A 26,188-nucleotide genomic window follows, 5' to 3' on the forward strand; every position below is an offset into this window, starting at 1 on the left:
TGGTATCAGAAGTTAAGTAAGAGGTTCCTAGAATCTCTTCTAAATCTATAAAATAAAGGAGCTTATTATGACATTACTAGATGTTCAACATGTTAAAAAAATTTATAAAACGCGTTTCAAAGGAAATCAAGTTGAAGCCCTTAAAGATATCCATTTTACGGTTGATAAAGGTGACTATGTTGCAATCATGGGTGAGTCCGGGTCAGGAAAATCAACCTTGCTTAATATCCTTGCCATGCTTGATAAACCAACAGCAGGGCGTGTCTATCTGAATGGTATGGACACAGCAAGAATTAAAAATAAGGATGCTTCCAGTTTCCGTCGTGAAAGATTAGGATTTGTTTTCCAGGATTTCAATCTTTTAGATACCCTATCTGTTAAAGATAATATCTTGCTACCTTTGGTCCTTTCTCGATGCTCAGTTAAGCAAATGATGACACAAGTTGAAGCTATCAGTCGTCAACTGGGAATTCACTCTTTGCTAGAGAAGTACCCTTATGAAATTTCAGGTGGCCAAAAACAAAGGGTTGCAGTTGCGCGTGCGATCATCACTAAACCAGAAATCCTCTTAGCAGATGAGCCAACAGGCGCCTTGGATTCCAAATCTTCAGCGGCACTCTTGGATGTCTTTGATACTATTAATGCCAGCGGTCAGACCATTCTTATGGTAACTCACTCAACATCGGCCGCCAGTCGAGCGCAGCGTGTTTTGTTTATCAAGGATGGTATTCTTTATAATCAAATCTTCAAAGGGGATAAGTCTGAACATCAAATGTTCCAAGAAATTTCCGATACACTTACAGTAATGGCAAGTGAGGTGAACTAATATGTTTCGTCTAACCAATAGACTGGCTTTGTCCAATCTCATAAAAAATCGTAAGCTTTATTATCCGTATACATTGGCAACTATTCTGGTTATTGCTATTACCTATATTTTTACATCTTTAACGCTTAATTCGCATCTGGATGACTTAACTGGGGCAGATGCTATCAAGATGGTTTTGGGGTTGGGACTTGGAATTGTCGCCCTATCCTCTGGGATTATTGTTCTTTATGCTAACAGCTTTGTTATGAAAAATCGTTCAAAGGAGCTTGGTCTCTATAGTGTGCTAGGCTTAGAGAAACGTCACCTCTTTAGCATGATTTTAAAAGAAACGATGATTATGGGTTTTGTGACTTTGCTTCTAGGTATAGGTGTAGGGGCGCTATTCGATAAACTCATTTATGCTTTTCTTCAAAGGATTATCGGTGAAGGTACTGGTTTGGTTTCGACCTTTCAAGTAATGACGATCCCTATTGTTCTTGTCATCTTTGCTTGTATTTTTAGTTTGTTGGTTTTGGTAAATGGTTTCCGATTACTACGGCTTAATCCTTTACAATTAACTAAAGATGGCCTTAAGGGTGAGAAAAAAGGACGTTTCCTAGTTATTCAAACCCTTTTAGGACTTGGGACTATGGGATATGGTTACTATCTTGCTCTCTCTGTTCAGAATCCAGTAACGGCTATTATCAGTTTTTTCCTAGCTGTTTTACTGGTCATTTTAGGGACTTATCTTCTCTTCAACGCTGGGACAACAGTAGTTCTGCAACTCTTGAAAAAGAAGAAAAGCTACTATTACAAGCCTAATAATATGATTTCCATTTCCAACCTTGTCTTTCGGATGAAGAAAAATGCAGTTGGGCTTGCAACCATTGCTATCCTCTCAAGTATGGTTCTCGTGACGCTTGTAGGTGCTGCAAGTATCTATGCTGGAAAAAAAGACTATCTGGCGAGTGCTGCTCCACATGATTACACAGTTACCGGAACGAATGTAGATGTAACAAGTACACAAAAGGTTATGGATGATTTCTTATCACAGTCGGGAAATCAGGTCAATAGAAAAACAGAAGTAACTTACCTCTACTTTGGTATCAAAGAACAAGAAAAAAACAAGCTAACCATCTTTTCTGAGAATGAAAGAAAAGTTCTACCAAAGTCAGTTTTTCTTGTCTTCTCACAAGCAACTTATAAGCAATTAACAGGTAAAGACCTCAATCTGACTTCAAATCAAGTTAGCTTATTTACTAAAAATAAAATATTGAAAGATCAAAAGAGTGTCTCTATTAATGGTCAAAACTACCAGATTCAGGAAAGCCTTAATGACTTTATTAAAGGTAAAGTACCTAATATCTTTACAACCATAGTTTCTGATTATAGCTACCTTGTCGTTCCTGATATGGATATTTTTAAAGAAAGTATCAAAGGAACAGCAACCACTCAATCTACTTATGTTGGTGTTAACGTCAAAGACCCTACACATGAAGCCAAGAAAGATTCAGATTTGTTAGACAAACTCACGGATAAAGAAATGCAACAGTTAGCTGGACAAACTACTGGTGTCCCTGGGCCTAACCTCACTGCTAATAGCCGATATGATGTAGAAGGGATGCTAAATGGCTTTGTTGGCGGAACCTTATTTATCGGTATTTTCTTATCCATTATCTTTATGCTTGGCACAGTTCTCGTGATTTACTATAAACAGATTTCTGAAGGTTATGAGGATCGTGAGCGCTTTGTTATTCTTCAAAAGATTGGGTTGGACGACCTTCAAGTCAAGCAAACCATTCGTAAGCAAGTTCTTACCGTCTTCTTCCTCCCTTTGATTTTTGCCTTTATTCACTTGGCCTTTGCTTATCATATGATCAGTTTGATTGTGCGTATCATTGGAGTTCTCAATCCAGATCTTATGTTAGTGGTTACAATTATTGTTTGTGGCGTTTTCTTCTTAGCTTATGTCTTGGTTTTCGTCCTAACGTCGCGTTCTTATCGTAGAATCGTATCAATGTAACTGACATAGAGTCTAGTTCAAGCTAGGCTCTATTTCTTTTATGCTATAATAGATGAAAGAATTATAAATCATCGGAGAAAACACATGTCACAGACTATTGATGTCAAACGTTATGAGGAATTGGCACGTCAAAAGCAGGGGGAGCACCGTAAGTTTCTAGCACAACTTAAGAAGAAGGCTCCTAAAAATTTAGATAAGATTGTTCAGGAGGTGCACAATGAAGTCTTTCAGGAGATTGATTGTACCCAGTGTGCTAATTGTTGTAAGACGCTTGGTCCCGACTTCACAGAGCAGGACATTACTCGCATTGCCAAGCATTTTCGAATGAAATTACCTGCCTTCGAAGAGATGTACCTGCAGGTAGATGAGGATGGCGACAAGGTCTTCAAGTCTATGCCTTGTCCTTTTTTAGGGCCTGATAATCTCTGTGATATTTATGATGTCCGTCCTAAGGCTTGTGCAGCCTTTCCTCACACGGATCGTAAGAAAATCTATCAGATCAATCATCTGACTATAAAAAATACGCTTTTCTGTCCAGCAGCCTACCTTTTTGTGGAAAAACTCAAGGACAGGATTTTAGGGAGGACTTGTTATGAAACGCTTTAATTCAGGTGTTATTACCTTACTTATCATTGCAGCCTATTTTATCGCAACAGCTTTTATTCCAGATTTGTATTTGGCTTTTAATTATAAGTTGATTTTAGCCTTGCTTTTTGTGCTTTTGAGCTGGCAATCTAAGGGAAAATTTCTCTTTTTCTTGGGGATGGCCTTTCTATCAACCTACATACATGACCTTTTTCGCTTGGACTATTCGGAATGGACTCTCTTTGTAGGGATTCTTATCTTGGGGATTGCAGTGGACCGTTTGAGCAAGCCAAGTTATAAGAAAAAATTCTCTTACAAGGTGTCTAAAGAACATGAGCGAGAAATTTTTGCTAAGACTCTTTTTTCAGAGTCTGTGCAAGTGGTGACTTCTCAGAATCTTGAAACTGTCTATGCCAATGCTGATTTTGGGCGTTTGACCTTGGATTTGCGTCAGGCTCAGTTTATGACGGACCGACCTCAGATTGTGGTTCAGGCAAATTTTTCTCAGGTTATCATTCGAGTGCCCAAGGATTGGCAAGTGGATACACATGGGCTTCATACAAGCCTAGCAGGAGTGAAAGGCTACGATAGTCTAGGAGAGCGAGAGTTATCAAGCACTACAGTTTCTCTAACAGGCTCAGTATCCTTTGGACAAATAACTGTCAAACATTGAAAATGATGAAAGAGCGAAAGCTCTTTTTTTCTTGCAAATCCTTTTAATATAACATTGAATACGTTTACAAATAGTGCTATACTGATAGTGAAAATAATTGGAAAATTGCAATCATTTCTTTAGAAAGGAGTTTTCTTATGGAACGATTTAATCTTCGGTCCTTCTTGTTGCTTTTACTAGCAGCTTGTTTTATCGCTAGTGCCTTTATTCCAGATTTTTGGATCATGGTCAACTATAATCTGGTCTTCTTCTTGGCCTTCTTTTGTTTTGGTATCTTGAATAGGCGACCTCTCCTTATTTTTCTTGGTTTGGCCTTCTTATCACCCTATGTTCATGACTTGTTAAACCTTGACTTTGCACAGTGGAATCTCTTTAGCGGTATCTTTCTAATAGGTTTGGCTTTAGAGTTGCTATATGGCCGTAGTCAAAAGAAAGATCTCACTAAAGACTATAAGGTCAATAAGAACGACCAAGAAGGACCACATATTTCTGTTAAGACATATATGGCTGAGGATAGGTATCGCATCTATTCTCAAGAAGTCGAAACGGTTGATATGAATATGGCTTTCGGTGAGCTGTGGCTGGATTTGAGTCAAGCCAGCTTTGCATCAAGTCAGGTAGCAGTTCATCTTGATGCTAAGTTTGGTGAAGTTCATATTCGACTTCCTCATGGTTGTGTCATGGACACCACTGGAATCTCACATCCCCTATCATCTGTAAAGGTGGATCGTTTTGAATCTGATTTAGAACAAGTTGAAACGAGACTTCATCTGAGCGGAAGTCTCTTCTGCACTGAGCTAGAAGTGGAGTATTAAGGGAGTCCAATGATATCAGCTCTTTTGTCAATTAGGATGGTTCCTATACAAAAGAAAGGAAATCACAGGTATGAGTGAAACGGTTATTCAAGTCACGTCTCTTGGAAAAAGAATCAAGGGGAAGACAATTTTAGAGGATATTAGTTTTGAGATTAAACAGGGAGATTGTGTCGCCTTGATTGGACCTAATGGGGCGGGTAAGACTGTCTTGATGTCCTGTATTCTTGGCGATAAAAAACACAGTAGTGGGCAAGTCCTCATCGAAGGCAAGTGGAATTCTGTCAATATTTTGGACACATTTTGGGAGAATTCTAAGATATTTGGTAGAAGACAAAGGATATAAGAATGGAATCAATTTATGTAAGTCAAAAAGACATGTTGGAAATCTGTCAAGATGGGGATAAGTATTTCTTGCGTTATCCAACTTTTAATATTACCTGCCCAGAAGTGATTAGAGAAATTCCCAAAGAAGCTGCTGACAGCTATATGTCGGGAGAACATACTGGTAAAGAGTTGATGAATTATGCGCAATATGGTTTTTGGAAATCTAAAAAAGAGTATACACAAGATGAATCCGATAAGCTCTTCATCGAAGATCATCCTTCCTTTATTTTGAAAAATCCTGAAAATAGCCGTTGTCTTTTTACAGCAGAGGAATTTAGACAAATTGTCACCCAAGCCATCTCTTCAGAACTTAAGCCAACTGAACTTGACGCTATTGGTACAGTTGATAATCATTTGGAACTTCTTCTGGTGGATTCAGTCGACTGGGAGGAAGAAATAGAAGCCGTCCATCTTGAAATTCTGCAAGAAAAAATTAACAATTATATTCACTTCCTCGAAAGCAAGCAGTATGTGGAGCGATATGGCGATAGCTTTGACAAAAAAGTCATCCATATTACATTCCAGTACTCTCCGTCTGATAATGGTTTAGCTTTTTTAGCTGCTGTTCAGAAGGTATTGCAACCAACGGATATGAGTTTGAAGCTAGAATTGCCGGAGTGATAAAGAGAGCGAAAGACGCTTTCTTTTTAAAATAAAACAGAGTGGGAATTCTATGTATGTTTCAAGTATCGAAATGTCAAAAAAATAAATTTTCTTCCTATGCACATAAAAAATAGCTTTCTAATCAAACAATTTGATAATGTTCCAAAAAAAATATAATGGCTTATTATTTGAGAAAATTGGATTATTAGTTACAGAACGGTATTCAATAATTATAAAAGGGATTATCATCTATTTGGATAAAAATTATTATAACGGACAAATTGACTATGAAATTGAAATAGAGTTTACAACAAATACTCTACCATATGCTATAGATGTAATAGACACTTTACAATTAAAAGATAAAAAGTCTAATTATGGAAAGAAAAAACGATTATTAAGAAGTATCAATTACAGAACAAGAGAAAGGAAAGAAAATTAATGGAAAATAAATTAATAGCACATAGTTTGATAATGTTTAAAAATAAATATCTTGTAATAAAACGTAGTGATATTAAACGAGGAGAAAAAAATTATTATCCCTCTTATTGGGATATTCCAGGTGGGAGTGTAGAAGATGGGGAGCTTCCTAGACAAGCTGCAATCAGAGAGTGTCAAGAGGAAGTTGGCCTAGTTATTTCATTAGAAAACATTATTCATGAAGATAGTAATATAGATAATAATAAGATATTTACAAGACTTGTCTATAGTGCCAACTTACTTCAAAATGAAAATATCAATATTAAATTAGATCCAGAAGAACATGTGGAGTATAAGTGGATAAAAAAATTTAGCTGATTTAGACGGGGAAAGTATAGTACCATACTTATATGATATTATGAAATAGTCATTTAGAAACGAAAAAAATTGAAAGTAATTAAAGCAATGAATAAATGGTATGATCACTAATAATAGACTTTTTAGGAATGATAATAATATTTTGTGAGATGGAGTTTGCTAAGGAGGAATAATGACATGGATTCTAATGAATTATTAAAATTAGGTGAATTCTATAAAGAGTTGAGAATTGCTAGAAAAGTTAAACAAAAGGATGTTGCAAAAAATAAATTATCAGTTTCTCAATTATCAAAATTTGAATCTGGCCAAACTATGCTTTCTGCTGATAAGATGTTAGAAGTAATTGAAGGTATTAATTTAACATTTTCAGAATTTGGATTTGCTCTTAGAGATTATAAACCTACTCAACATCAGTTACTTATGAATAAAATTTCGAAGCTATCAGCAGAAAACGATAAACAATCATTGCTTAAGCTACTTGACAAATACAAAGAAAGTCAATTGTTATATGATAAATTAAATACTTTGGTGATAAAAAATGCTATTCATCTAATTGATAGAGATTTCACTTTATCTCTAGATGATAGCAAATTTTTATCGAATTATTTATTTGATATTGAAGATTGGACTGCTTATGAAATCCATCTTTTTGGGAATACTATGCCTTTCCTATCTGACACAGATTTGTTATTTTTAGGAAAAGAACTGGTATCACGCTCAGAAATTTATAGTCCCTTGTTAGATTTTAGAAAGGCTTTAAAGTATACATATTTAAATTTAATTTCTGAGTTAGTAGAACGGAGATTAACAACTCATTTCAACTTTTTTGTCAATCAGTTAAGAATGATTCTTGATGTATTTGATACGTTTGAAATAATTTTATTAAATTTTTTAGTCCTAGTATACTCCTACTTAATAGAAAATAGTGTTAATCTTGAAGAAGTTGAGCAATATATTTTAAAAGTTTCTGAAATAGAACAATTAGGTCTCTCTAAGATATTAGAACAGAGACTATCCCAATATCTAAGAACTAACCAAAAGGGGGAAAGATAATAATATCTATTACCACAACAGTTTGTATAAAGAGAAAAATGGCTATTACTTTTTTCATGCTGTATCCTCCTAATCAATAGTTTGACTGTTATACTAACATAAAATTTATCAATTCAGCAAAATTGAAGATATGAAATAAATTTATTAAAAAATTTCATATCTTCAATTTTTTAATTTTGTGACATAAATAAGTTATAATTGGGATATCATAACGAAAGGAGAACAGGCATATGTTTATCGAAGATATCGAAGTAGAAGAACAAGTATGTAATGGCGGTTGCTTTATTGCTTGTTAATCTAAGAACAAGAAAAAGTGGTATATAGCTATCACCACTTTTTCTTAATTTTTGCATATGTGTTCAGTAGATTTAAAATGAAATATATACTAAAATCCGGAAGAGGTTTTGTCAAGAGAGAAAAAGATATAATTATGTATCCTGCATGTAAAGGGGGAGAGAAAGTGATTCATTCTCCTTGTATAAAAGAACTGTGGGAGGAAATGAAATATTTAGATAAAAATTTTTCATATAATAACATTGATATATATAACCTTCTGAAAGAAAATTCTCTTGTTTTTGAAATTAATGAAGATGAATGGGATGATTATCAACGATTATCTAGGAATATACAATTTTTATCATTACATAACGATATTGAACCTAATTTACAGTATAAATCTATAATTGATAAGAAAATATTAATAATTGGTCTTGGAACTGTCGGGGCACCTCTTGTTTATGAATTAGATAAATTTGGTTTTAAAAATATTGTAGTTATTGATGGCGATAGTGTTGAATTAAAAAATATTACTGCACAACTAGGGTATTCTATATCTGATGTTGGACAATTAAAAACTAAGACACTTCGAGAAAAAATCAGTAGTATAAAAGAAACGATCGATGATTATCTTTCGGTTGATAATATTGAAAAGAATCTGTATGATATAAAACCAGATATTATATTTTGTTGTGCTGATGATTCAACTGGGTAGTGTAAAATAAGTTGTGTAAACACAAAAAGGAATAAATCCGTTATAGTAGAGTTGCAAAACATTACTAGAAAGAGATTTATTCCTATGACTCAGTTTACCACAGAACTACTTAACTTCCTAGCCCAAAAGCAAGATATTGATGAATTTTTCCGTACTTCTCTTGAAACAGCAATGAATGATCTGCTTCAAGCAGAGTTATCAGCCTTTTTAGGGTATGAACCTTACGATAAATTAGGCTATAATTCTGGGAATAGTCGTAACGGAAGCTATGCACGGAAATTCGAAACCAAATATGGGACTGTTCAGTTGAGTATTCCTAGAGATCGTAATGGGAACTTTAGTCCAGCTTTGCTTCCCGCTTATGGACGTCGAGATGACCACTTGGAAGAGATGGTTATCAAACTCTATCAAACCGGTGTAACGACTCGAGAAATTAGTGATATCATCGAGCGAATGTATGGTCATCACTATAGTCCTGCCACAATTTCTAATATCTCAAAAGCAACTCAGGAGAATGTCGCTACTTTTCATGAGCGAAGCTTAGAAGCCAATTACTCTGTTTTATTTCTTGACGGAACCTATCTCCCCTTAAGACGTGGAACCGTTAGTAAAGAATGTATTCATATCGCACTTGGCATTACACCAGAAGGACAGAAGGCTGTTCTTGGATATGAAATCGCCCCAAATGAAAACAATGCTTCTTGGTCCACCCTGTTAGACAAGCTTCAAAACCAAGGAATCCAACAGGTTTCTCTTGTAGTGACCGATGGCTTCAAGGGGCTTGAACAGATTATCAATCAGGCTTACCCATTAGCTAAACAACAACGTTGCTTAATTCATATTAGTCGAAATCTAGCTAGTAAAGTGAAACGAGCAGATAGAGCGGTTATTCTGGAGCAATTTAAAACGATTTATCGTGCTGAAAATTTAGAAATGGCAGTGCAAATTTTAGAGAACTTTATCGCCGAATGGAAACCAAAGTATAGGAAAGTCATGGAAAGTCTGGAGAATACGGATAATCTTTTAACTTTTTATCAGTTTCCCTACCAGATTTGGCATAGCATTTATTCGACAAACCTCATTGAGTCTCTTAACAAAGAAATCAAACGTCAAACGAAAAAGAAGGTTCTTTTTCCTAACGAGGAGGCTCTGGAACGTTATTTAGTTACCCTGTTTGAAGATTATAATTTCAAGCAAAATCAACGCATCCATAAAGGGTTTGGCCAATGTGCTGACACACTTGAAAGCTTATTTGATTAACATTCTTCAACTCTACTTGAGTGTTTACACATAATTATTGACAGTATCTTCAACTGGTAATTTAATAAAATTATTAATCTCTAAAATGTCTAAATATAATTATACTCTGTTTTTGACAGGATATTCTCAAGAAGAATTAATTGTATATCATATGACTAAAGAGAATCAACAAGTCTTTTTGAATTATTTTAATGAACAACCTTATCTCTTGAAAACACAGTTTATATCCCATAATACAGGAACGATAGCAAAAGGGCTCATGAGTGCATCTTTAGCCTTTAATACCCTCATTAAAAGTTTTTATCTTAAAGTTGATGACATATTATTTTTTAATTTTAGATTGAACACTATCTATACTCAAAATTTGAGATATTTAAATCTTAATGAATTTGAAAAAAGATATATATTTAGGAATATAGAACAAGAAATATTGAAGATAGAGTATATTTTACAGCATACAACAGATTTCGATAAAGAAGAAATAATAAAAAAAGTCTTCGAGTTTAATTACTATACATATCTGACTTTCTGTACAGATATTACTAATCAAAATTATAAATATCTCAATAACCATCTAGATTTTCTTTTTAATAGAATTTATGGAGATTCTATTGAAGACCACTTTAGATCGGAAATTTTGCAACTAGAAACATTAAAGGCTGATTACTATAAGAAAAATGGGATTCCAATTGTAAATTACTCTAAGTTTAGACGTAATATCCCTATATTCGATGATATTTTATTGGATTATAAAAATTTTGTCTTCTCTCCTAAATTCAAAGATGTATATAACAGTCTCTTAAATAAGAGAAAAAAATTTATAGAAAATATATCACGGCAATTAAAAACACGATATGGCTTCGACTTTATTGAGTTGATTTCTAAAAATCTTAGAGTTTCTATTAATACTAAGAATCTTGATAAATATGATTTTTTGGAATTTGAATTTTTAGAATCGGAAAAGATAGTAGCTACTGATGCTTTCGAGATGATTTTAAGAGCTATAGACGATAAAGAATTTTTCAATTTTGTTGAAAATTATCGTAACAATGGATTTATCGATTGTGAAAAAAGAGCAGGTAAAACTCATAAGAATTTTACTCTCTATAACCCATATACAAAGACATCGAAAATAATAATGACATATCAAGAAAATTTTATGGGGGTAATGAGATTATCCCATGAGCTGATGCATGCATATTCTTATGATCTGTTTAAGGAACGATTACATTTAAATGAATTATATAAAATTCCTAAAAGCTTTTGGGAAATTTTTGCAAAATTAGGTGAGTTATTTGTTGCCGATAGTCAGGAAAAATTATCTGTATTTTTTAGAAAATCTTTTTACCAATATGTATTTTGTCAAATTGATTATAATGTTTTGAATTTAAGTAAAAATTCTTCTATAGAGGATATTTTGAAGATTAAGTCAGAGTTTTTTAACTCAATTGGTTTACTTCCAGAATTACTAGAATACACACAGTACAACTTCATTGACTATAGCATGCTGTATTCAAAGCATTTTTATGCTTATGATGCAGTGTTTTCAGATATTATTGCTTTAGGTATTTATAAATATTCTAAAAAACTTAATTATTCATTTGGAGAAATAATTTCTATTATAGCGTCCATTTCAACATTTACTATTGACTCAATAAAAAACGAATTTAATATAGAAATTGAGAGTTTAATAGAATCCTATGTATCTGAAATAAATAATTTTTTAAATAATTTTTTTTTGGAGGAAATGAAAGATGAATATTTTAAGGGAAAATAAATCTTTTAGAGCTTTAGCTATATCTGCATTTTTTAATAAATTGGGTTCATCTATGTATAATCTAGTTTTTGTATCTTTTGCTGCTACTATGCCTAATAACAAATTAGCTGTAGGTATTGCTAATATTATTGTCTTAATTCCTGTATTTTTTACATTATATATAGGAATAAAGGCTGATGAGACAAAATTAAAAAGGAGGTGGTTGATTTTACTGGGATTCGTTCAATCTATTTTGTTCATATTAGTTGGATTATTGACTCAGACTACAACTTGGTTGGCATTTTCTATAATATGTTTAATTAATATAGTCTCAGATATTATTAGTGACTATAGAGGTGGGCTAGAGCTCCCTATTTTTCAACATACAGTTAAACAAGAAAATCTAATAGAAGCACATTCTGTAAATCAATTTATTTCATATGTTTGTAATTTTTCTGGTCAAGCCTTAGGCGTATATGTGTTGACAATTTCAAATGATAATTTTGGCCTTGTCGCAGTTTTTAATGCTTTATCGTTCTTTGCATCGTCATTTATACTAATTAAATACAAAAAGTTTTTATTGCATACTAATGTGGAGATATATCAAAAATCATTTGTTTTAAAAATTAAAGAAACTTATTTAGGTTTAAAAGAAGTTTTTCAAAAGTCTGAAAAGACAAATTTCACATTAATGTTACTATCTATTTTACTTATTAATGCTTTAGGTAGTGGTTTTTCAGCTATATATAATATATCTTTTTTAAAAGTACCTCTTTTTGGATTAACATTTAGTCAGTCAGTATTTATATTGCAGATTATAATGATACTTTTTAGTATTATAGGAACCATAAGTCCTCATGATTATTTTTCAAAATTACGTCTCATTTCAATAATATTTTTAGATTCAATTATCATTTTTGCTATATCTCTGAATAATAGTCTTGGTGGGCCCCAAGTTTTATCTATGTTTGGACTAGCGTTTTTATTTTACTTGAGCGGTAAAATTAATCCCAAAATAAATAGTCTCTTGATGTCTTCACTTCCTAGCGAGCTTTTAGCAAGAAGTGGTGCATTGTTATCTTTGCTTTTCATGTTGGCTATGCCAATTGGAAATATCATTTTTACTATTTTTAGTTTGTTTGCTATTCAATCAGCTTGGCTTTTATACTCAATCTGCGCTTTTATAGTTTTATTATTAACACTTAAATTGACCAATGAGAAAGAATAGATTTACTCCTTACCATTTTGATATTTGGGCTCCATTTCCAAGTAGTAGATATTACCAGAAGATTGGACTGCCTTTGCTCTAGCTGTTGCACTTATTCTTGCAATTTATCATGTTAAAATCTCCCATCATGATTGAAGGATGAAAGATTCGACTTGCGGCCGACATTATTTGTGGTAGAAAGCAGATTGCCGATTTTCATAACAATGATTATGAAAAGTGGAGAAAAGATTATGAGCTTGTTCGTTCTAATTTAAACCTTCATTTTTTGTAGCCTAAACACAAGGCGCCAACGATTAATACTTATCGCTACACTAAATATTTAGATAGGATTGATTATCTACTTTTTGTCTTAACCAAGATGGGTTATTATAGCGAGGATCGGTCTAAGGTTGTTGGCGTCATCATTGGAAAGAGAATTACCAAAGCACCAAGAACAAGGGCTAATCATTTCCTAGTCGTTAAGGTTGGTGACACTAAACGTAACTTTTTCGTCAGCCAATCTAACTTTAATATTCTTGAAAAGGGTGATAGCCTTTGGCTACGGAAAGTCAGAGTGCATTATAAAGGACGTGTCGTCCGCACTTTTTACGAACTCGCTGATCGATATTAGACAGTAAGAAGCTGACCTTGGGTCGGCTTTTTTTACGTCACATGACAAATGTCATATCATGTCATGACATTTGGTGCTAAAAAGAGAGTGACCAAAAAGATATACTTTAGTCATAACTTAGAAATAATAAAAACGAAAGAGGTCATCTCATGAAAATCAAAACATCTTACCTTGTCTACGCTGTTATCGCAACTGTCTTTGCTGGACTTAGCATGTTTACTGATATCTTTGAAAAAGGCAACTTTGAAGCTATTTTCTCAAATCTTGGCATGATTATTGGCTTGTCTATCTCAGCCTACATTCTCATCACTATGGCTAAAAGTTTTATCGACCTTGTCATTAATGAATTGAAAAACTAGGAGATCTAGCATGAAACTATTGAAACTACTGAGCATCATACTCCTAGCTACAATTTGGATCACCCTCTTTGTCTATGTCGTACTTCATGGTAGTAGTGGTATTCTCTACAGTGTTATGGGTGTCTCAGTTGCAGCTTGTTATGTCTTTTTAGCCTTCTACCAAAAGAAAGGAAATCACAAACATGAGTGAAGCAGTCCTTCAAGTCACAAATCTTGTCAAAAAGATCAAAGGGAAAACGATTTTAGACCATATTAGCTTTGAGGTGGGGCAAGGCGACTGTCTTGCTTTAATTGGGCCAAATGGTGCTGGTAAAACGACCTTGATGTCCTGTATTCTTGGTGATAAGAAAGCCAGTAGCGGTCAAGTCTTTATCAAGGGTAAAAAGGGAAAAGCTCAAGATCAAATTGCGGTCCTTCTCCAAGAAAATACCATTCCCTCGCAATTGAAAGTCAAGGAACTGATTGCTTTTTTCCAAGATATTTCTGATAATGGATTATCTAAAGTAGAGATTCAAGCACTCTTACAATTCAAAGACGACCAGTATCAGCAGTTTGCGGACAAACTTTCAGGGGGACAAAAACGTCTTCTTGCTTTTGTTCTATGTCTAATTGGCAAGCCTGACATTCTCTTTTTAGATGAGCCGACAGCAGGGATGGACACTACGACACGCCAACGTTTCTGGGAAATCATTAATGACCTGAAAAAGTCAGGTGTAACCATTCTTTATTCATCCCACTACATCGAAGAAGTCGAACACACAGCTGACCGTATCTTGGTCCTTCATCAAGGGAAACTCATCAGGGATACTACGCCACATGCCATGCGTAGCGAGGAAAAGGAAAAACAAGTCACTTTAGCAAGTCGCTTTGCACCAAGTCTTGACAAACTGGCAGCCATTTATGATGTGACTGAAAAACGTGATGTTGTAACCTTTATGACTAAAGATATTGAAAGTGTATGGAGTAGTTTACAAGCTCACGGCTGTCGCATTTCTGACATTGAAATTCAAAACAAAACACTTTTAGATAGCTTATTTGATAGCACAAGGGAGGACAAGTCATGAAAGCACTACTTAAAATCGAATGGATAAAAACATGGCGCAGTTGGCCCGTCTTTATCATGTCTATCGGAATGCCCGTCGGATTTTTCCTCTTGTATTCAGGTATGGAAATGAGTCCTGACCCAGAGTCACAAAAAGCCTTTATTTTGTCCTATATGCTGACCATGACAGGATTCTCTATGTCCAGCTTTGGTTTCTTTACCTTTCCCTACATGCTTAGAGAGGATCAAACGGAGCATTGGCTAACCTATATCGAACATTCAAAAATCAGTATTCAGGCCTACTACCTCTCTAAAATCTTCCGAGTTCTTATGAACTTTATGGTTGCTATCATCGTAACTTTCTGTGTAGGAGCTTTTGTGCGTGATGTTAAGATGCCATTATCACATTGGCTTGGTTCAGGGGCTCTTTTACTCTTGTCAAGCCTAGTCTTCCTATCCTTTGGCTTGCTCCTAGCCCAAATTAAGTCTCAACAAATCATGGCTATTGTCGGAAATATCGTCTTTCTTGGACTTGCTATTATCGGTGGTTCTTGGATGCCAGTTACCATGTTTCCAAAATGGGTTCAGCACATTTCGGAGTGGACACCCATCTATCATATTAATCAGTTGGTAGTCAATTTTGCGAAAAAAGGGGAATTTTCATGGAAATCACTCATTTTTATCCTGGTCTATGCTACAATAGCTACAGGCTTAGCCCTTTTTATTAAATCTTACAGAGAAAGTGACCATGTTTAGAACTTACCAGAAAAATGATTTCGCTTATTTTGTTAGTCTGATTTTCCTTGTCTTTCCAGTATTGGGAGTCTTTGGTGGGTATTTTCCAGTTTGGACCCTAGTTTTGACTGGACTGTTTACCATCGCTTATCTCCTGATGGTGTATTTGAAAAAAGCTTATAGTAAGTGGATTCCCTTTCTGTGGTTTTACACTCTAGCTTACATTATCTTTATGACCCTGACCTTCCAGGGGGGGATGATGTGGTTTATTTTTTTCAACGTCAATCTTCTCGTTTGGCGCTTTGAGGATAGCATATCATCTTATCGCTTCTTATCCTTTCTAGCGACACTCTTGATTTTGACGTCATCATCCTTCCTATTGACAGACGATTTGAGTACCCACCTGCTGTCTATGGTTATTCCCCTCTTTTCTTTGGGAATGTACTATTTTCAAAACCGTATGCGTCAGGAGAGAAAGATGGAAGAAGCCAACCGTACCATCAATATCCTATCAGCTGAAAATGAACGTAATCGTATTGGTCGTGACTTGCACGATACCTTGGGACACACCTTTGCCATGATGAGTCTCAAAACCGAGTTGGCTCTAAAACAGATGGACAAGGAGCAGTATGAAGCTGCTAGAAAGAATCTGGAAGAATTGAATCAGATAAGTCGTGACTCCATGTATGAGGTGCGTGAGATTGTCAATAAGCTTAAGTACCGAACGGTGGCAGAGGAGTTACTGGAACTTGAGCGACTCTTTGACCTATCTGATATCGTCCTGACCGTGGATAGTAGCCTTGACTTAGACAGCCTGTCACCAGTTACTCAGTCTACCTTATCTATGGTACTTCGTGAACTGGCCAATAATGTCATCAAACATAGCCAGGCTGATAGCTGTCAGATTCGTCTAAGACGTGATCAAGGTATTATCCTTGAGTTTGAGGATGATGGTTGTGGCTTTGAGGAAGTCACTGGACAAGAACTACACAGTATCAGAGAGCGCCTCAGTTTGGTAGATGGAGACTTGGAAATTCTGTCTCAATCGCATCCAACCATGATTCGTGTGCATTTGAAAGAGGGAGGAAAAGCATGAAATTATTAGTCGCCGAAGACCAGTCAATGTTGAGGGATGCCCTCTGCCAACTCCTCATGTTGGAAGACGATGTCGAAGATGTCCATGCGGCCAGTGATGGTCAAGAAGCCATTGCTCTCTTGAAAAAAGAAGAGGTCGACGTAGCAATTTTAGACATTGAAATGCCAGTTAAGACAGGTCTTGATGTCCTAGAGTGGATCCGTGCCAACCAAAGAGAAACGAAGGTCGTTATTGTGACCACCTTCAAACGTAAAGGCTATTTTAAACGAGCCCTTGCAGCCCAGGTGGATGCTTATGTGCTCAAAGAGCGTTCCATCAGTGACCTTATGGCGACCATCCATACCGTCCTAGCAGGTCAAAAGGAGTACTCGCCAGAGCTAGTTGAAGGTGTCGCCTTTGACAATAATCCACTTAGCCAACGTGAACAAGAAGTCTTGGTCATGGTTGCCGAAGGTTCAACTAACCAAGAAATCGCAGAAAGCCTCTTCCTCTCAAATGGAACAGTTCGAAATTACATGACAGCCATCCTGACCAAACTCGATGCAGGCAATCGAACAGACGCCGTCCGCATTGCCAAAGAAAAAGACTGGTTGGGATGAGGAGAAGTAGGTAAATTTTCTATCATTATGATTAAATTAAAAATTGAAATTAGATTAATTAGTAAGAGTGAAGTATTTTTAAGTGAAACTTCCTTGGAAGAGTTCCAAAGCCAACTCTAATACTGACTTGTTGGCTAAAAGATTTGTTTTATATACCAATCCTTCAGTGCCATATACCGCCAAGGATGTTTTCCTATAAATGCTTTATATCCTACATTCTGAGTCTGTCTTTTTAGACAGACTTTTTTGTTTTTTCAAGTATCAAAACTATTTTCTCTTTTGTGAGAATAATACTTGGTTTCCTTCTTAACTGCTTTATAATAGAGTCACACTGAGGCCTTCTCTGTGAAAAAGAAGGCAGATTTTAGGAGATGAGGAATCGGCCTTTTGTGTTTAGATGACACGAAATGATAGAAGTGAAACATCTTCAGAAAAATTTTGTTAAGACTGTTAAGGAACCGGGCCTGAAGGGGGCTTTGCGTTCCTTTATTCATCCTAAAAAGCAGACTCTTTGAAGAGGTCAAGGAATTTGACCTTTTAGGTGCCAAAGGGGCAGATTCTAGGTTTTATCGGGGCAAATGGTGCTAGGAAGTCGACCACCATTAAAATGCTGACAGGAATTTTGAAACCCACATCTGGTTTTTGTCGGATTAATGGCAAGATTCCGCAGGACAATTGTCAAGATTATGTCAAGGACATTGGAGTTGTTTTTGGGAAACGAACCCAATTATGGTGGGATTTGGCATTGCAAGAGACTTACACGGTTTTGAAGAAGATTTACTATGTGCCAGACTAGCTCTTCCATAAGCGAATGGACTTTTTGAGTGAAGTCTTGGATTTGAGGGAATTTATCAAGGATCCTGTTCGGACTCTTTCACTGGGTCAACGGATGCGGGCGGATATTGCAGCTTCCTTGCTTCACACTCCCAAGGTGCTCTTTTTAGATGAGCCGACCATTGGTTTGGACGTTTCGGTCTAGGATAACATTCGTCCGGGCTATTACCCAGATCAATCAGGAGGAAAAAACAACCATTCTCTTGGCCACTCATGACCTGAGTGATATTGAGCAACTCTGTGATCGGATTTTTATGATTGACAAGGGTCAGGAGATTTTTGATGGAACGGTGAGCCAACTCAAGGAAACTTTTGGCAAGATGAAGACTCTCTCACTATGAAGGCCTGCCTGAAATCATTATGGATAGACAGGGGAATAGCCTCAACATTGAATTCGATAGTTAACGCTACCAGTCATCCGATATTATCAAGCAAGCCCTGTCTGATTTTGAAATCCTCGATTTGAGTATGGTAGATACGGATATCGAGGATATTATCCGCCACTTCTATCGAAAGGAGCTCTAAGATGATCAAATTGTGGCAACGTTATAAACCCTTTATTAATGCAGGTGTTCAGGAATTAATCACCTACCGAGTCAATTTTATTCTTTATCGGATTGGGTATGTCATGGGAGCCTTTGTGGCCTTTTATCTCTGGGAGGCAGTCTTTGATTCTTCCCATGAGCCTTTGATTCAGGGCTTCAGTATGGAAGATATTACCCTCTACATCATCATGAGTTTTGTGACCAATCTGTTGACCAGGTCTGACAGCTCCTTTATGATTGGGGAGGGGGTAAAGGATGGTTCCATTATCATGCGCTTATTAAGACCAGTGCATTTTTCTGCCTCTTATCTTTTTACCGAGCTTGGTTCCAAATGGTTGATTTTTATCTCTGTTGGCCTGCCATTTTTGAATGTGATTATTTTGATGAAAATCTTGTCTGGACAAGGCATTGTAGAAGTGCTGGGATTGACGATTCTTTATCTCTTTAGCTTAACGCTCGCCTATCTGATTAACTTTTTCTTTAATATCTGCTTTGGTTTTACAGCCTTTGTGTTTAAAAATCTTTGGGGTTCAATCTACTCAAGACTTCCATAGTGGCCTTTATGTCAGGAAGTCTGATTCCCTTGGCTTTCTTTCCAAAGGTTGTTTCAGCTATTCTGCCACTCTTGCCTTTTTCATCCTTGATTTACACTCCGGTAATGATTATTGTTGGGAAATACGATGCCAGTCAGATGCTTCAGGCGCTTTTTCTCCAGTTTTTTTGGCTCTTAGTGATGGTGGGGCTTGTCTCAGTTGATTTGGAAACGAGTCCAGTCATTTATCACCATTTAAGGAGGTTAGTATGAAAAAATATCAACGCATGCATCTGATTTTTATCAGACAATACATCATGCAAATCATGGAGTACAAGGTCGATTTTGTGGTTGGTGTCTTAGAAGTCTTTCTGACTCAAGGCTTGAACCTCTTATTTCTTAATGTCATCTTTCAACACATTCCATCCCTAGAAGGATGGACTTTTCAAGAAATTGCTTTTATCTATGGATTTTCCTTGATTCCCAAGGGACTGGATCATCTCTTTTTTGACAATCTATGGGCACTAGGACAATGTTTAGTGCGAAAAGGGGAGTTTGACAAGTATCTGACTCGTCCTATCAATCCTCTCTTCCACATCCTAGTTGAAACCTTTCAGATTGATGCCTTGGGTGAACTCTTGGTCGGTGGTGTTTTACTAGCGACAACATTATCAAGCATTGCTTGGACTCTTCCAAAATTCCTGATTTTCCTAGTCTGTATTCCCTTTGCGACCTTGATTTATACTTCCTTGAAAATTGCAACAGCCAGCATTGCTTTTTGGACCAAGCAGTCAGGTGCCATGATTTATATTTTTTATATGTTCAATGATTTTGCCAAGTACCCGATATCAATTTGCAATTCGCTCCTTCGTTGGTTGATCAGTTTTATCGTGCCTTTCGCCTTTACGGATTATTATCCAGCTAGATATTTCTTGCAAGATAAGAATGGGCTCTTTAACATCGGTGGTTTGATTTTGATTTCCCTTGTTTTCTTTTTTATTTCCTTGAAACTCTGGGATAGGGATTGGATGCCTATAAAAGTGCTGGTTCGTAAGAGGTAAAGATGAATTGACCATCACAGAATCTACACTGGCCAAGAAAACAAAAAGGTCTGTCTCGCTCTTTATGAAATAATCATTGCGCACAAAAGAAATGATTATTTCGAAGGGTTAAGCAATGACTTAAAGTACCATCAGTTGGAAGTTATCTACTACCAATCCTTGAATGTCACTCTTAAAGGAGATGTACATAAAGCAAGTGAGCCCTTTCGCAAGTTAGTCTTAGAAGATGACAGGCTTGTTCAGTATCAAAATAAAGATGTTTTCTATAGGGTGGAAGCCTACTATAAACAAGGAGAACCCACTATAAAATTACGTCTTCAAAGCCTTTTTCTGACTTTGGTTGGCCTTATATTTATCAATTTCATGATTCTAGTTGCCTCTCTATCCTTTCATGACTCTGATCCTAACGATCTAAGCTTACCCGTTTCTAAATATCCGCTTTTAACAGCGGATGTCTATTTAGTCTATTTCTTAATATGGATTTCCATCATACTGGTTGTCAAATGTATTAAACGAGCCTATTTACTGCCTTTTAAAGTGTTTACTTATAACGTTTTCAACCTTGGTGGAGGGAGTATAATTCTTAGGAATGTGAATTGTAATGAATCTGATAATGATGGATTTTCTTATTTTTATGGAATTTCCATGCCTACTGCAAATGGAAATATCCTGAAGAATACTGTGACTGGGAGGGCGAGTCAGTAGAAGACTGGTATGGTAAGAAGTATTTGAAGAAGCATAAGGGGATGTATAAGTGAAAAAGTTGAAATAATAAAATAAAGAAGCATCTGAGTCTGACTTCAGATGCTTCTTTGATGGTTATTGTATTTAGAATGAATCAAATTAAAGATGTTACTGATATTTTTTCTATTATATGTGATAAATTGCAAGAATAAGTGCAACGTTTACTCTGACTCATCCTCTAGATCTTCACAAGCAGTTCTGAAGGCTAAACATTTTCATGGTCGGTGATTGATATCGTATAAAGCCCTGTTAAAAGCCTCATCAGGGATAGCGGTCACAAATCCATTCAGGCGACCAGGAGGATTTTAAACCGTTCTCAATCTCTATTTTCAACTTTGATATCGAACGAGACTTCCGACTTTTTACTTAGCTATGTGGTCGTGCAGTTCCTGTGCTAAGGCTGCGGAATAATCATTTTGTCATCATCTTAACTCTCTTGAAATAGTAGACTTATGGACACTAAGTTTATTTGCAATTTAGCAAGGTTTCAAACCTATTATGGATTGTAACTTTTCTTATTAATATCGTATCTTTAACTTTAAGCCCTCTTTTTACTTTTGGACGTTATTATTAACTGAAGAGTATCATTTAATTGATGATCTCAGAATGAAAGCAAACATCTTAATAGTAGATGTTTGCCTTTTATAGTTTTGAATTCGTAATTTATGGACGTTGACTGATTCTCAACCAAAGATTTCTTTTGCTAGTGCTTTTCCTTTTGGAGTTGCTGCTAAGCCACCTTCGGCAGTTTCACGAAAGGCAGTTGGCATAGCTGAACCGACCTGATACATAGCGTCAACAACTTGGTCTACTGGAATGGCAGATGTGATACCTGCCAAAGCCATGTCGGCAGCTACTAGGGCAAAGCTTGCTCCCATAGCATTACGTTTGACACAAGGGACTTCGACTAATCCAGCTACAGGGTCGCAAATGAGTCCCAACATATTTTTTAGTACGAAGCAAATGGCTTGGCTAGCTTGAAAAGGTGTTCCACCAGCAGCCATTGTAATAGCCGCTGCAGCCATAGCAGAGGCAGACCCAACTTCGGCTTGACATCCTCCCTCTGCTCCAGAAATTGAGGCCTTATTGGCGATGACTAGACCAAATGCTCCAGCAGTGAAGAGAAAATCCAGTTGCTGTGATTCGTTCAAGCCTAATTTTTCGATAGCAACAGTTAGAACAGCAGGCAAACAACCTGCTGAACCAGCCGTTGGAGTAGCACAAACTAATCCCATTTTGGCGTTAGATTCATTGACGGCCATAGCATTTCTTGCAGCCCCTAAGACAGCAGAGTCAGCCAAAGTCTTCCCTCTTTTGATGTAGGCATCCAGTTTGGCAGCGTCCCCCCCAGTTAAGCCTGTCGGTGATTTCTCTGGGGACAAACCAGTCTGAACAGAATCTTTCATCACTTCGAGATTTCGTGTCATGAGCTCTAAGATTTCAGAACGGTCACGTCCAGATAGCTCTGTTTCTGTGGCAATCATGAGTTCAGCAATATTACCTTGGTAATCACGGTCAGCTTGTTGAACCAATTCTTCAATAGTGTAAAACATGGAAATCTCCTCTTAACTGAAAAAATTCACATTATGCAAATTTGGAATTCTTGCGATATCAGCGACAGCTTCATCACACTGGTGAGAGTCAACTTCTATAATCATGATGGCCTTCTCACCAGCATTTTCTCGAGTGACAGTCATCTGAGCAATATTGATACCATAACGAGATAAAATATCAGTCACAAGAGCAACCATTCCTGGAACATCTTGGTGAACAATGATAAGTGTAGGTGTATTCATTTTGAGGTTGACCGCAAAACCATTGAGTTCAGTCACTTGGATATTCCCTCCACCGATGGAAATACCAGTGGCAGAGATAGTTTTTGTAGCATTTTTTAGTGTAATACGAGTGGTGTTAGGATGCGGTGCCTTGCTGTCTTTGTTGATCTTCCAGTAGACCTTAATACCTTTTTCGTGTGCAATATCAAGCGCATGCGGAATATCAGGATTATCAGTTTCCATACCTAAAATACCAGCCACAAGAGCCACATCTGTCCCATGACCTCGATAGGTTTTTGCAAAGGAATTAAAAAGTTGAAATTCTACTTCAGTGGGTGCATCACCAAAGATTGCCGAAACAATTTTTCCGATACGAACAGCTCCTGCAGTATGGCTTGAGGAAGGCCCTACCATGACAGGACCGATGATGTCAAAAACGGATTGAAATTTTAAATTTTTCATAACACGCCTCGTCTGATTAATCTTGTATTCCCAGTATACCATGAATTAGTGATATTAGCTGCTTAAGCAAAATTGTATTTTAAAATAAAAAACATCCTATTTTAATGTTTCTTTAAGCTTTAACAGATATAATGGTAGTCTATTAAGTAAGCAATACTTATTTTTCATAAATCAGAGAGGATGGCCTATGGGTCGTCCTTTTGTGTTGCTTTGTTTGTATAGAGCTAGATTATGGTATAATAAACATTGATGTTTTAACTGTCAGAAAGGATCTGTTATGACCTACACCCATTTACTTTTTGACCTCGACCACACTCTCCTAGATTTTGACCGTGCTGAAGATTTGGCCTTAACTTTCCTACTAGAAGAGGCTGGTGTGGCTTCCCAAGAAATCAAGGTTTATAAAGACCACTATATTCCCATGAATCGTGCCATGTGGGAGGGCCTCAACCATGGTTTGATTACAAAACCTGAATTACTTCGTACGCGCTTTTCACGTCTCTTTGAGCACTTTGGAAAAGAAGTAGATGGTAGTTTCTTAGCTGGCCGTTATCAACATTTTTTGAGTCAACAGGGGCAGGAACTTCCTCAGGCTCATGCTTTTTTAGCGGATGTCAAAGACCGTGGTCACAAGATTTATGCAGCAACTAATGGTGTTAGTTTTATCCAACGTGGTCGCCTGCAGGCTTCAAGTATTTTACCTTTCTTCGACGATGTCTTCATCTCTGATGAGGTGGGTGCCCACAAACCGTCTACAGACTTTTTTGATAAAATTGCCAATCAGGTCCATGATTTTCACCCAAGCTCAGCTCTCATGATTGGTGATAGTCTAACTGCTGATATCCAGGGTGGTAATAATGCGGGTATTGATAGTGTCTGGTTTAATCCAAGTAACATAGTCAATGAGACTCCAGCTGTTCCAACCTATCAAGTCAAAAGTTATGAGGAAATCCTGAAGATTTTGTCCAAGTAAAGCTATGATAGCCATGATTCCGAAGAGCTTTTTAGCTCTTTTTTTGCTAAAATGAAAGCATGAATGGTCTGATTAAACATAAGTTGGAACTGCTCCCAAGCAACCCAGGGTGTTATCTCCACAAGGACAAATTCGGCAATATTATTTATGTCGGTAAGGCTAAAAATCTAAAAAATCGTGTGCGTAGCTATTTTCGTGGAAGCCATGATACCAAGACGGAGCTTTTGGTATCTGAGATTGCAGACTTTGAATTTATCGTAACCGAGTCTAATATCGAGGCCCTGCTTTTGGAAATTAACCTCATTCAAGAGAATATGCCCAAATTTAACATTCGCCTCAAGGATGGCAAGTCTTATCCATTTATCAAGATTACTAAGGAACTCTATCCAAGGCTCTTGATTACCCGCCAGGTTAAGAAGGATGGTGGTCTCTATTTTGGTCCTTACCCAGACTCTGGTGCAGCCAATGAAATCAAGAAGCTGTTGGACCGTATTTTCCCCTTTAAGAAATGTAAAAATCCTGCTAACAAGGTCTGTTTCTATTACCATATTGGCCAATGTAATGCCCACACCATCTGTCACACCACTGAGGACTATTGGCAAGGTTTGGTTGAGGATGTCAAGAATTTTCTAAACGGTCATGATGATAAAATCGTTAACCAGCTTAAGGCCAAGATGAAGGACATGTCTGATCAGATGGCGTTTGAGCGGGCAGCAGAATATCGAGATCTGATTGAGGCAGTGTCGACGCTCAGGACCAAACAAAGGGTTATCCGTCAAGATATGCAGGACCGCGATATTTTTGGCTACTACGTGGACAAGGGCTGGATGTGTGTTCAAGTTTTCTTTGTTCGCCAAGGAAAACTCATCCAGCGTGATGTCAATATGTTCCCTTACTATAATGATGCTGAGGAAGATTTTCTAACCTATATGGGTCAATTTTACTTGGATAGCCGTCATCTCAAGCCTAAGGAGATTTTCATTCCAGGGGACATTGATCAAGAGTCTGTCGAAGCTCTGGTCGGAGATGAAGTCAAGGTTTTTAAACCGAAAAGAGGCGAGAAAAAGCAGTTGGTTAATCTGGCAACGAAAAATGCCCGTGTCAGCCTGACTCAAAAATTTGATCTTCTTGAAAAAGATATAGCCAAGACCCAAGGAGCCATTGAAAATCTAGGCAAACTCATGGGAATTCCGACACCGGTTCGCATCGAGTCCTTCGATAACTCTAACATCATGGGAACGAGCCCTGTATCTGCCATGGTCGTTTTTGAGAACGGCAAACCTAATAAAAAAGAGTACCGCAAATACAAGATTAAGACGGTTGAAGGTCCTGACGATTATGCCAGCATGCGTGAGGTCATTCGTCGCCGTTATAGTCGTGTCAAACGTGATGGTCTAACCCCACCAGACCTCATTATCATGGATGGTGGTCAAGGTCAGGTCAATGTCGCTAAGGACGTGCTTCGTAATGAGCTGAATCTATCTATCCCGGTTGCAGGTCTTCAGAAAAATGACAAGCACCAAACCAATGAATTGCTCTTTGGAGATCCTTTGCGAGTCATTGATTTGCCACGTCAATCCGAGGAGTTTTTCCTCCTTCACCGTATTCAGGATGAAGTACACCGCTTTGCCATCACCTTCCATCGACAAGTCCGTAGTAAGAATAGTTTCAGTTCCAAACTTGATGGCGTGGAGGGGTTGGGACCTAAACGCAAACAAAAACTCCTCAAAAACTTCAAATCAATGACAGCTATCCAACAAGCCAGTGTCGAAGACATCCAAGCTCTTGGAATTCCTAAAAAAGTAGCTCAAGCTTTATTAGATAAGTTGAGCCAAGATAGTCATTAA

At 36.8% G+C, this 26,188-nt stretch carries 25 protein-coding genes and 5 pseudogenes; 27 read left to right on the forward strand and 3 right to left on the reverse strand.

Features of this window, described 5'->3' with window-relative positions:
* Positions 1–67 precede the first annotated feature (67 nt).
* From MHH90_RS03495 to MHH90_RS03615, 25 genes and pseudogenes are all read left to right on the forward strand, one after another.
* Entirely contained in the window at positions 68–826 is a 759-nt protein-coding gene (locus MHH90_RS03495; RefSeq protein ID WP_014608483.1) for an ABC transporter ATP-binding protein, read from the forward strand.
* Between the two features lies 1 nt (position 827).
* On the forward strand, positions 828–2,828 hold the full coding sequence (locus MHH90_RS03500) for an ABC transporter permease (protein WP_014608482.1): 2,001 nt from the start codon (positions 828–830) through the stop codon (positions 2,826–2,828).
* 84 nt (positions 2,829–2,912) lie between these two features.
* Positions 2,913–3,434, forward strand: coding sequence for a YkgJ family cysteine cluster protein (locus MHH90_RS03505; RefSeq protein WP_011681345.1), 522 nt, complete (start codon positions 2,913–2,915; stop codon positions 3,432–3,434).
* The gene (locus MHH90_RS03510) at positions 3,421–4,086 is read left to right on the forward strand and encodes a hypothetical protein (protein ID WP_011681344.1); all 666 of its coding nucleotides are present in this window, start codon (positions 3,421–3,423) and stop codon (positions 4,084–4,086) included. Before MHH90_RS03505 ends, MHH90_RS03510 begins: the two co-directional genes overlap by 14 nt.
* 137 nt (positions 4,087–4,223) lie before the next feature.
* Entirely contained in the window at positions 4,224–4,901 is a 678-nt protein-coding gene (locus MHH90_RS03515) for a hypothetical protein (protein WP_014621751.1), read from the forward strand.
* 70 nt (positions 4,902–4,971) lie between these two features.
* Positions 4,972–5,172: pseudogene (locus MHH90_RS03520) on the forward strand (ATP-binding cassette domain-containing protein); the annotation flags it as partial.
* Between the two features lie 74 nt (positions 5,173–5,246).
* Positions 5,247–5,906: a DUF6572 domain-containing protein gene (locus MHH90_RS03525; RefSeq protein ID WP_011681342.1), complete on the forward strand. Its 660-nt coding sequence runs from the start codon at positions 5,247–5,249 to the stop codon at positions 5,904–5,906.
* Positions 5,907–6,045: 139 nt separating this feature from the next.
* Entirely contained in the window at positions 6,046–6,330 is a 285-nt protein-coding gene (locus tag MHH90_RS03530; protein WP_011681341.1) for a hypothetical protein, read from the forward strand.
* Positions 6,330–6,686, forward strand: a complete 357-nt coding sequence (locus MHH90_RS03535; protein WP_014621749.1) for an NUDIX hydrolase — start codon at positions 6,330–6,332, stop codon at positions 6,684–6,686. The genes MHH90_RS03530 and MHH90_RS03535 overlap by 1 nt, the downstream gene beginning before the upstream one ends.
* A 177-nt stretch (positions 6,687–6,863) precedes the next feature.
* Positions 6,864–7,739 (forward strand): Rgg/GadR/MutR family transcriptional regulator, encoded by an 876-nt coding sequence (locus tag MHH90_RS03540; protein ID WP_011681339.1) that lies wholly within the window; start codon positions 6,864–6,866, stop codon positions 7,737–7,739.
* A 373-nt stretch (positions 7,740–8,112) separates the two neighbouring features.
* Entirely contained in the window at positions 8,113–8,730 is a 618-nt protein-coding gene (locus MHH90_RS03545; RefSeq protein ID WP_220016815.1) for a ThiF family adenylyltransferase, read from the forward strand.
* An 84-nt stretch (positions 8,731–8,814) separates the two neighbouring features.
* Positions 8,815–9,990, forward strand: a complete 1,176-nt coding sequence (locus tag MHH90_RS03550) for an IS256-like element IS1191 family transposase (protein ID WP_340725732.1) — start codon at positions 8,815–8,817, stop codon at positions 9,988–9,990.
* 37 nt (positions 9,991–10,027) lie between these two features.
* Complete coding sequence (locus MHH90_RS03555) at positions 10,028–11,767, forward strand: oligoendopeptidase F (RefSeq protein ID WP_340725782.1); 1,740 nt, start codon at positions 10,028–10,030, stop codon at positions 11,765–11,767.
* Positions 11,745–12,974, forward strand: coding sequence for an MFS transporter permease (locus tag MHH90_RS03560; RefSeq protein WP_023909775.1), 1,230 nt, complete (start codon positions 11,745–11,747; stop codon positions 12,972–12,974). The genes MHH90_RS03555 and MHH90_RS03560 overlap by 23 nt, the downstream gene beginning before the upstream one ends.
* A 358-nt stretch (positions 12,975–13,332) precedes the next feature.
* Positions 13,333–13,584, forward strand: a complete 252-nt coding sequence (locus tag MHH90_RS03565) for a hypothetical protein (RefSeq protein ID WP_340725783.1) — start codon at positions 13,333–13,335, stop codon at positions 13,582–13,584.
* A 149-nt stretch (positions 13,585–13,733) separates the two neighbouring features.
* On the forward strand, positions 13,734–13,943 hold the full coding sequence (locus MHH90_RS03570; RefSeq protein WP_011681335.1) for a hypothetical protein: 210 nt from the start codon (positions 13,734–13,736) through the stop codon (positions 13,941–13,943).
* Between the two features lie 10 nt (positions 13,944–13,953).
* On the forward strand, positions 13,954–14,133 hold the full coding sequence (locus tag MHH90_RS03575) for a hypothetical protein (RefSeq protein ID WP_014608476.1): 180 nt from the start codon (positions 13,954–13,956) through the stop codon (positions 14,131–14,133).
* Positions 14,126–15,007, forward strand: a complete 882-nt coding sequence (locus tag MHH90_RS03580) for an ABC transporter ATP-binding protein (RefSeq protein WP_023909774.1) — start codon at positions 14,126–14,128, stop codon at positions 15,005–15,007. Before MHH90_RS03575 ends, MHH90_RS03580 begins: the two co-directional genes overlap by 8 nt.
* Positions 15,004–15,741: an ABC transporter permease gene (locus MHH90_RS03585; RefSeq protein ID WP_014621744.1), complete on the forward strand. Its 738-nt coding sequence runs from the start codon at positions 15,004–15,006 to the stop codon at positions 15,739–15,741. The genes MHH90_RS03580 and MHH90_RS03585 overlap by 4 nt, the downstream gene beginning before the upstream one ends.
* Complete coding sequence (locus tag MHH90_RS03590) at positions 15,734–16,816, forward strand: sensor histidine kinase (RefSeq protein WP_220016213.1); 1,083 nt, start codon at positions 15,734–15,736, stop codon at positions 16,814–16,816. Before MHH90_RS03585 ends, MHH90_RS03590 begins: the two co-directional genes overlap by 8 nt.
* Complete coding sequence (locus MHH90_RS03595; RefSeq protein WP_113870333.1) at positions 16,813–17,415, forward strand: response regulator transcription factor; 603 nt, start codon at positions 16,813–16,815, stop codon at positions 17,413–17,415. Before MHH90_RS03590 ends, MHH90_RS03595 begins: the two co-directional genes overlap by 4 nt.
* Positions 17,416–17,822: 407 nt before the next feature.
* Positions 17,823–18,774: pseudogene (locus MHH90_RS03600) on the forward strand (ABC transporter ATP-binding protein).
* A 1-nt stretch (position 18,775) separates the two neighbouring features.
* Positions 18,776–19,585 (forward strand): annotated as a pseudogene (locus MHH90_RS03605) (ABC transporter permease).
* A gap of 10 nt (positions 19,586–19,595) precedes the next feature.
* Positions 19,596–20,380: pseudogene (locus MHH90_RS03610) on the forward strand (ABC transporter permease).
* A gap of 142 nt (positions 20,381–20,522) precedes the next feature.
* Positions 20,523–21,092, forward strand: coding sequence for a hypothetical protein (locus MHH90_RS03615; protein ID WP_014727594.1), 570 nt, complete (start codon positions 20,523–20,525; stop codon positions 21,090–21,092).
* Positions 21,093–21,398: 306 nt separating this feature from the next.
* On the opposite strand, the pseudogene MHH90_RS03620 reads toward MHH90_RS03615, so the two are convergent.
* From MHH90_RS03620 to sdaAB, 3 genes and pseudogenes are all read right to left on the reverse strand, one after another.
* Positions 21,399–21,631: pseudogene (locus MHH90_RS03620) on the reverse strand (IS30 family transposase); the annotation flags it as partial.
* 183 nt (positions 21,632–21,814) lie between these two features.
* Positions 21,815–22,684, reverse strand: a complete 870-nt coding sequence (gene sdaAA / locus MHH90_RS03625; RefSeq protein WP_011226205.1) for an L-serine ammonia-lyase, iron-sulfur-dependent, subunit alpha — start codon at positions 22,682–22,684, stop codon at positions 21,815–21,817.
* Between the two features lie 12 nt (positions 22,685–22,696).
* Positions 22,697–23,368: an L-serine ammonia-lyase, iron-sulfur-dependent subunit beta gene (gene sdaAB, locus MHH90_RS03630; protein WP_011681325.1), complete on the reverse strand. Its 672-nt coding sequence runs from the start codon at positions 23,366–23,368 to the stop codon at positions 22,697–22,699.
* 277 nt (positions 23,369–23,645) lie between these two features.
* Here sdaAB and MHH90_RS03635 point away from each other — a divergent pair, with 277 nt between their 5' ends.
* A complete protein-coding gene (locus MHH90_RS03635) occupies positions 23,646–24,341 on the forward strand; it encodes a YjjG family noncanonical pyrimidine nucleotidase (protein ID WP_340725784.1) in 696 nt (231 codons plus the stop codon).
* Between the two features lie 59 nt (positions 24,342–24,400).
* Entirely contained in the window at positions 24,401–26,188 is a 1,788-nt protein-coding gene (gene uvrC / locus MHH90_RS03640) for an excinuclease ABC subunit UvrC (RefSeq protein WP_011681323.1), read from the forward strand.

The organism is Streptococcus sp. FSL E2-3488 (genome assembly GCF_038003585.1).
In the GTDB taxonomy this organism is placed as follows: domain Bacteria; phylum Bacillota; class Bacilli; order Lactobacillales; family Streptococcaceae; genus Streptococcus; species Streptococcus thermophilus.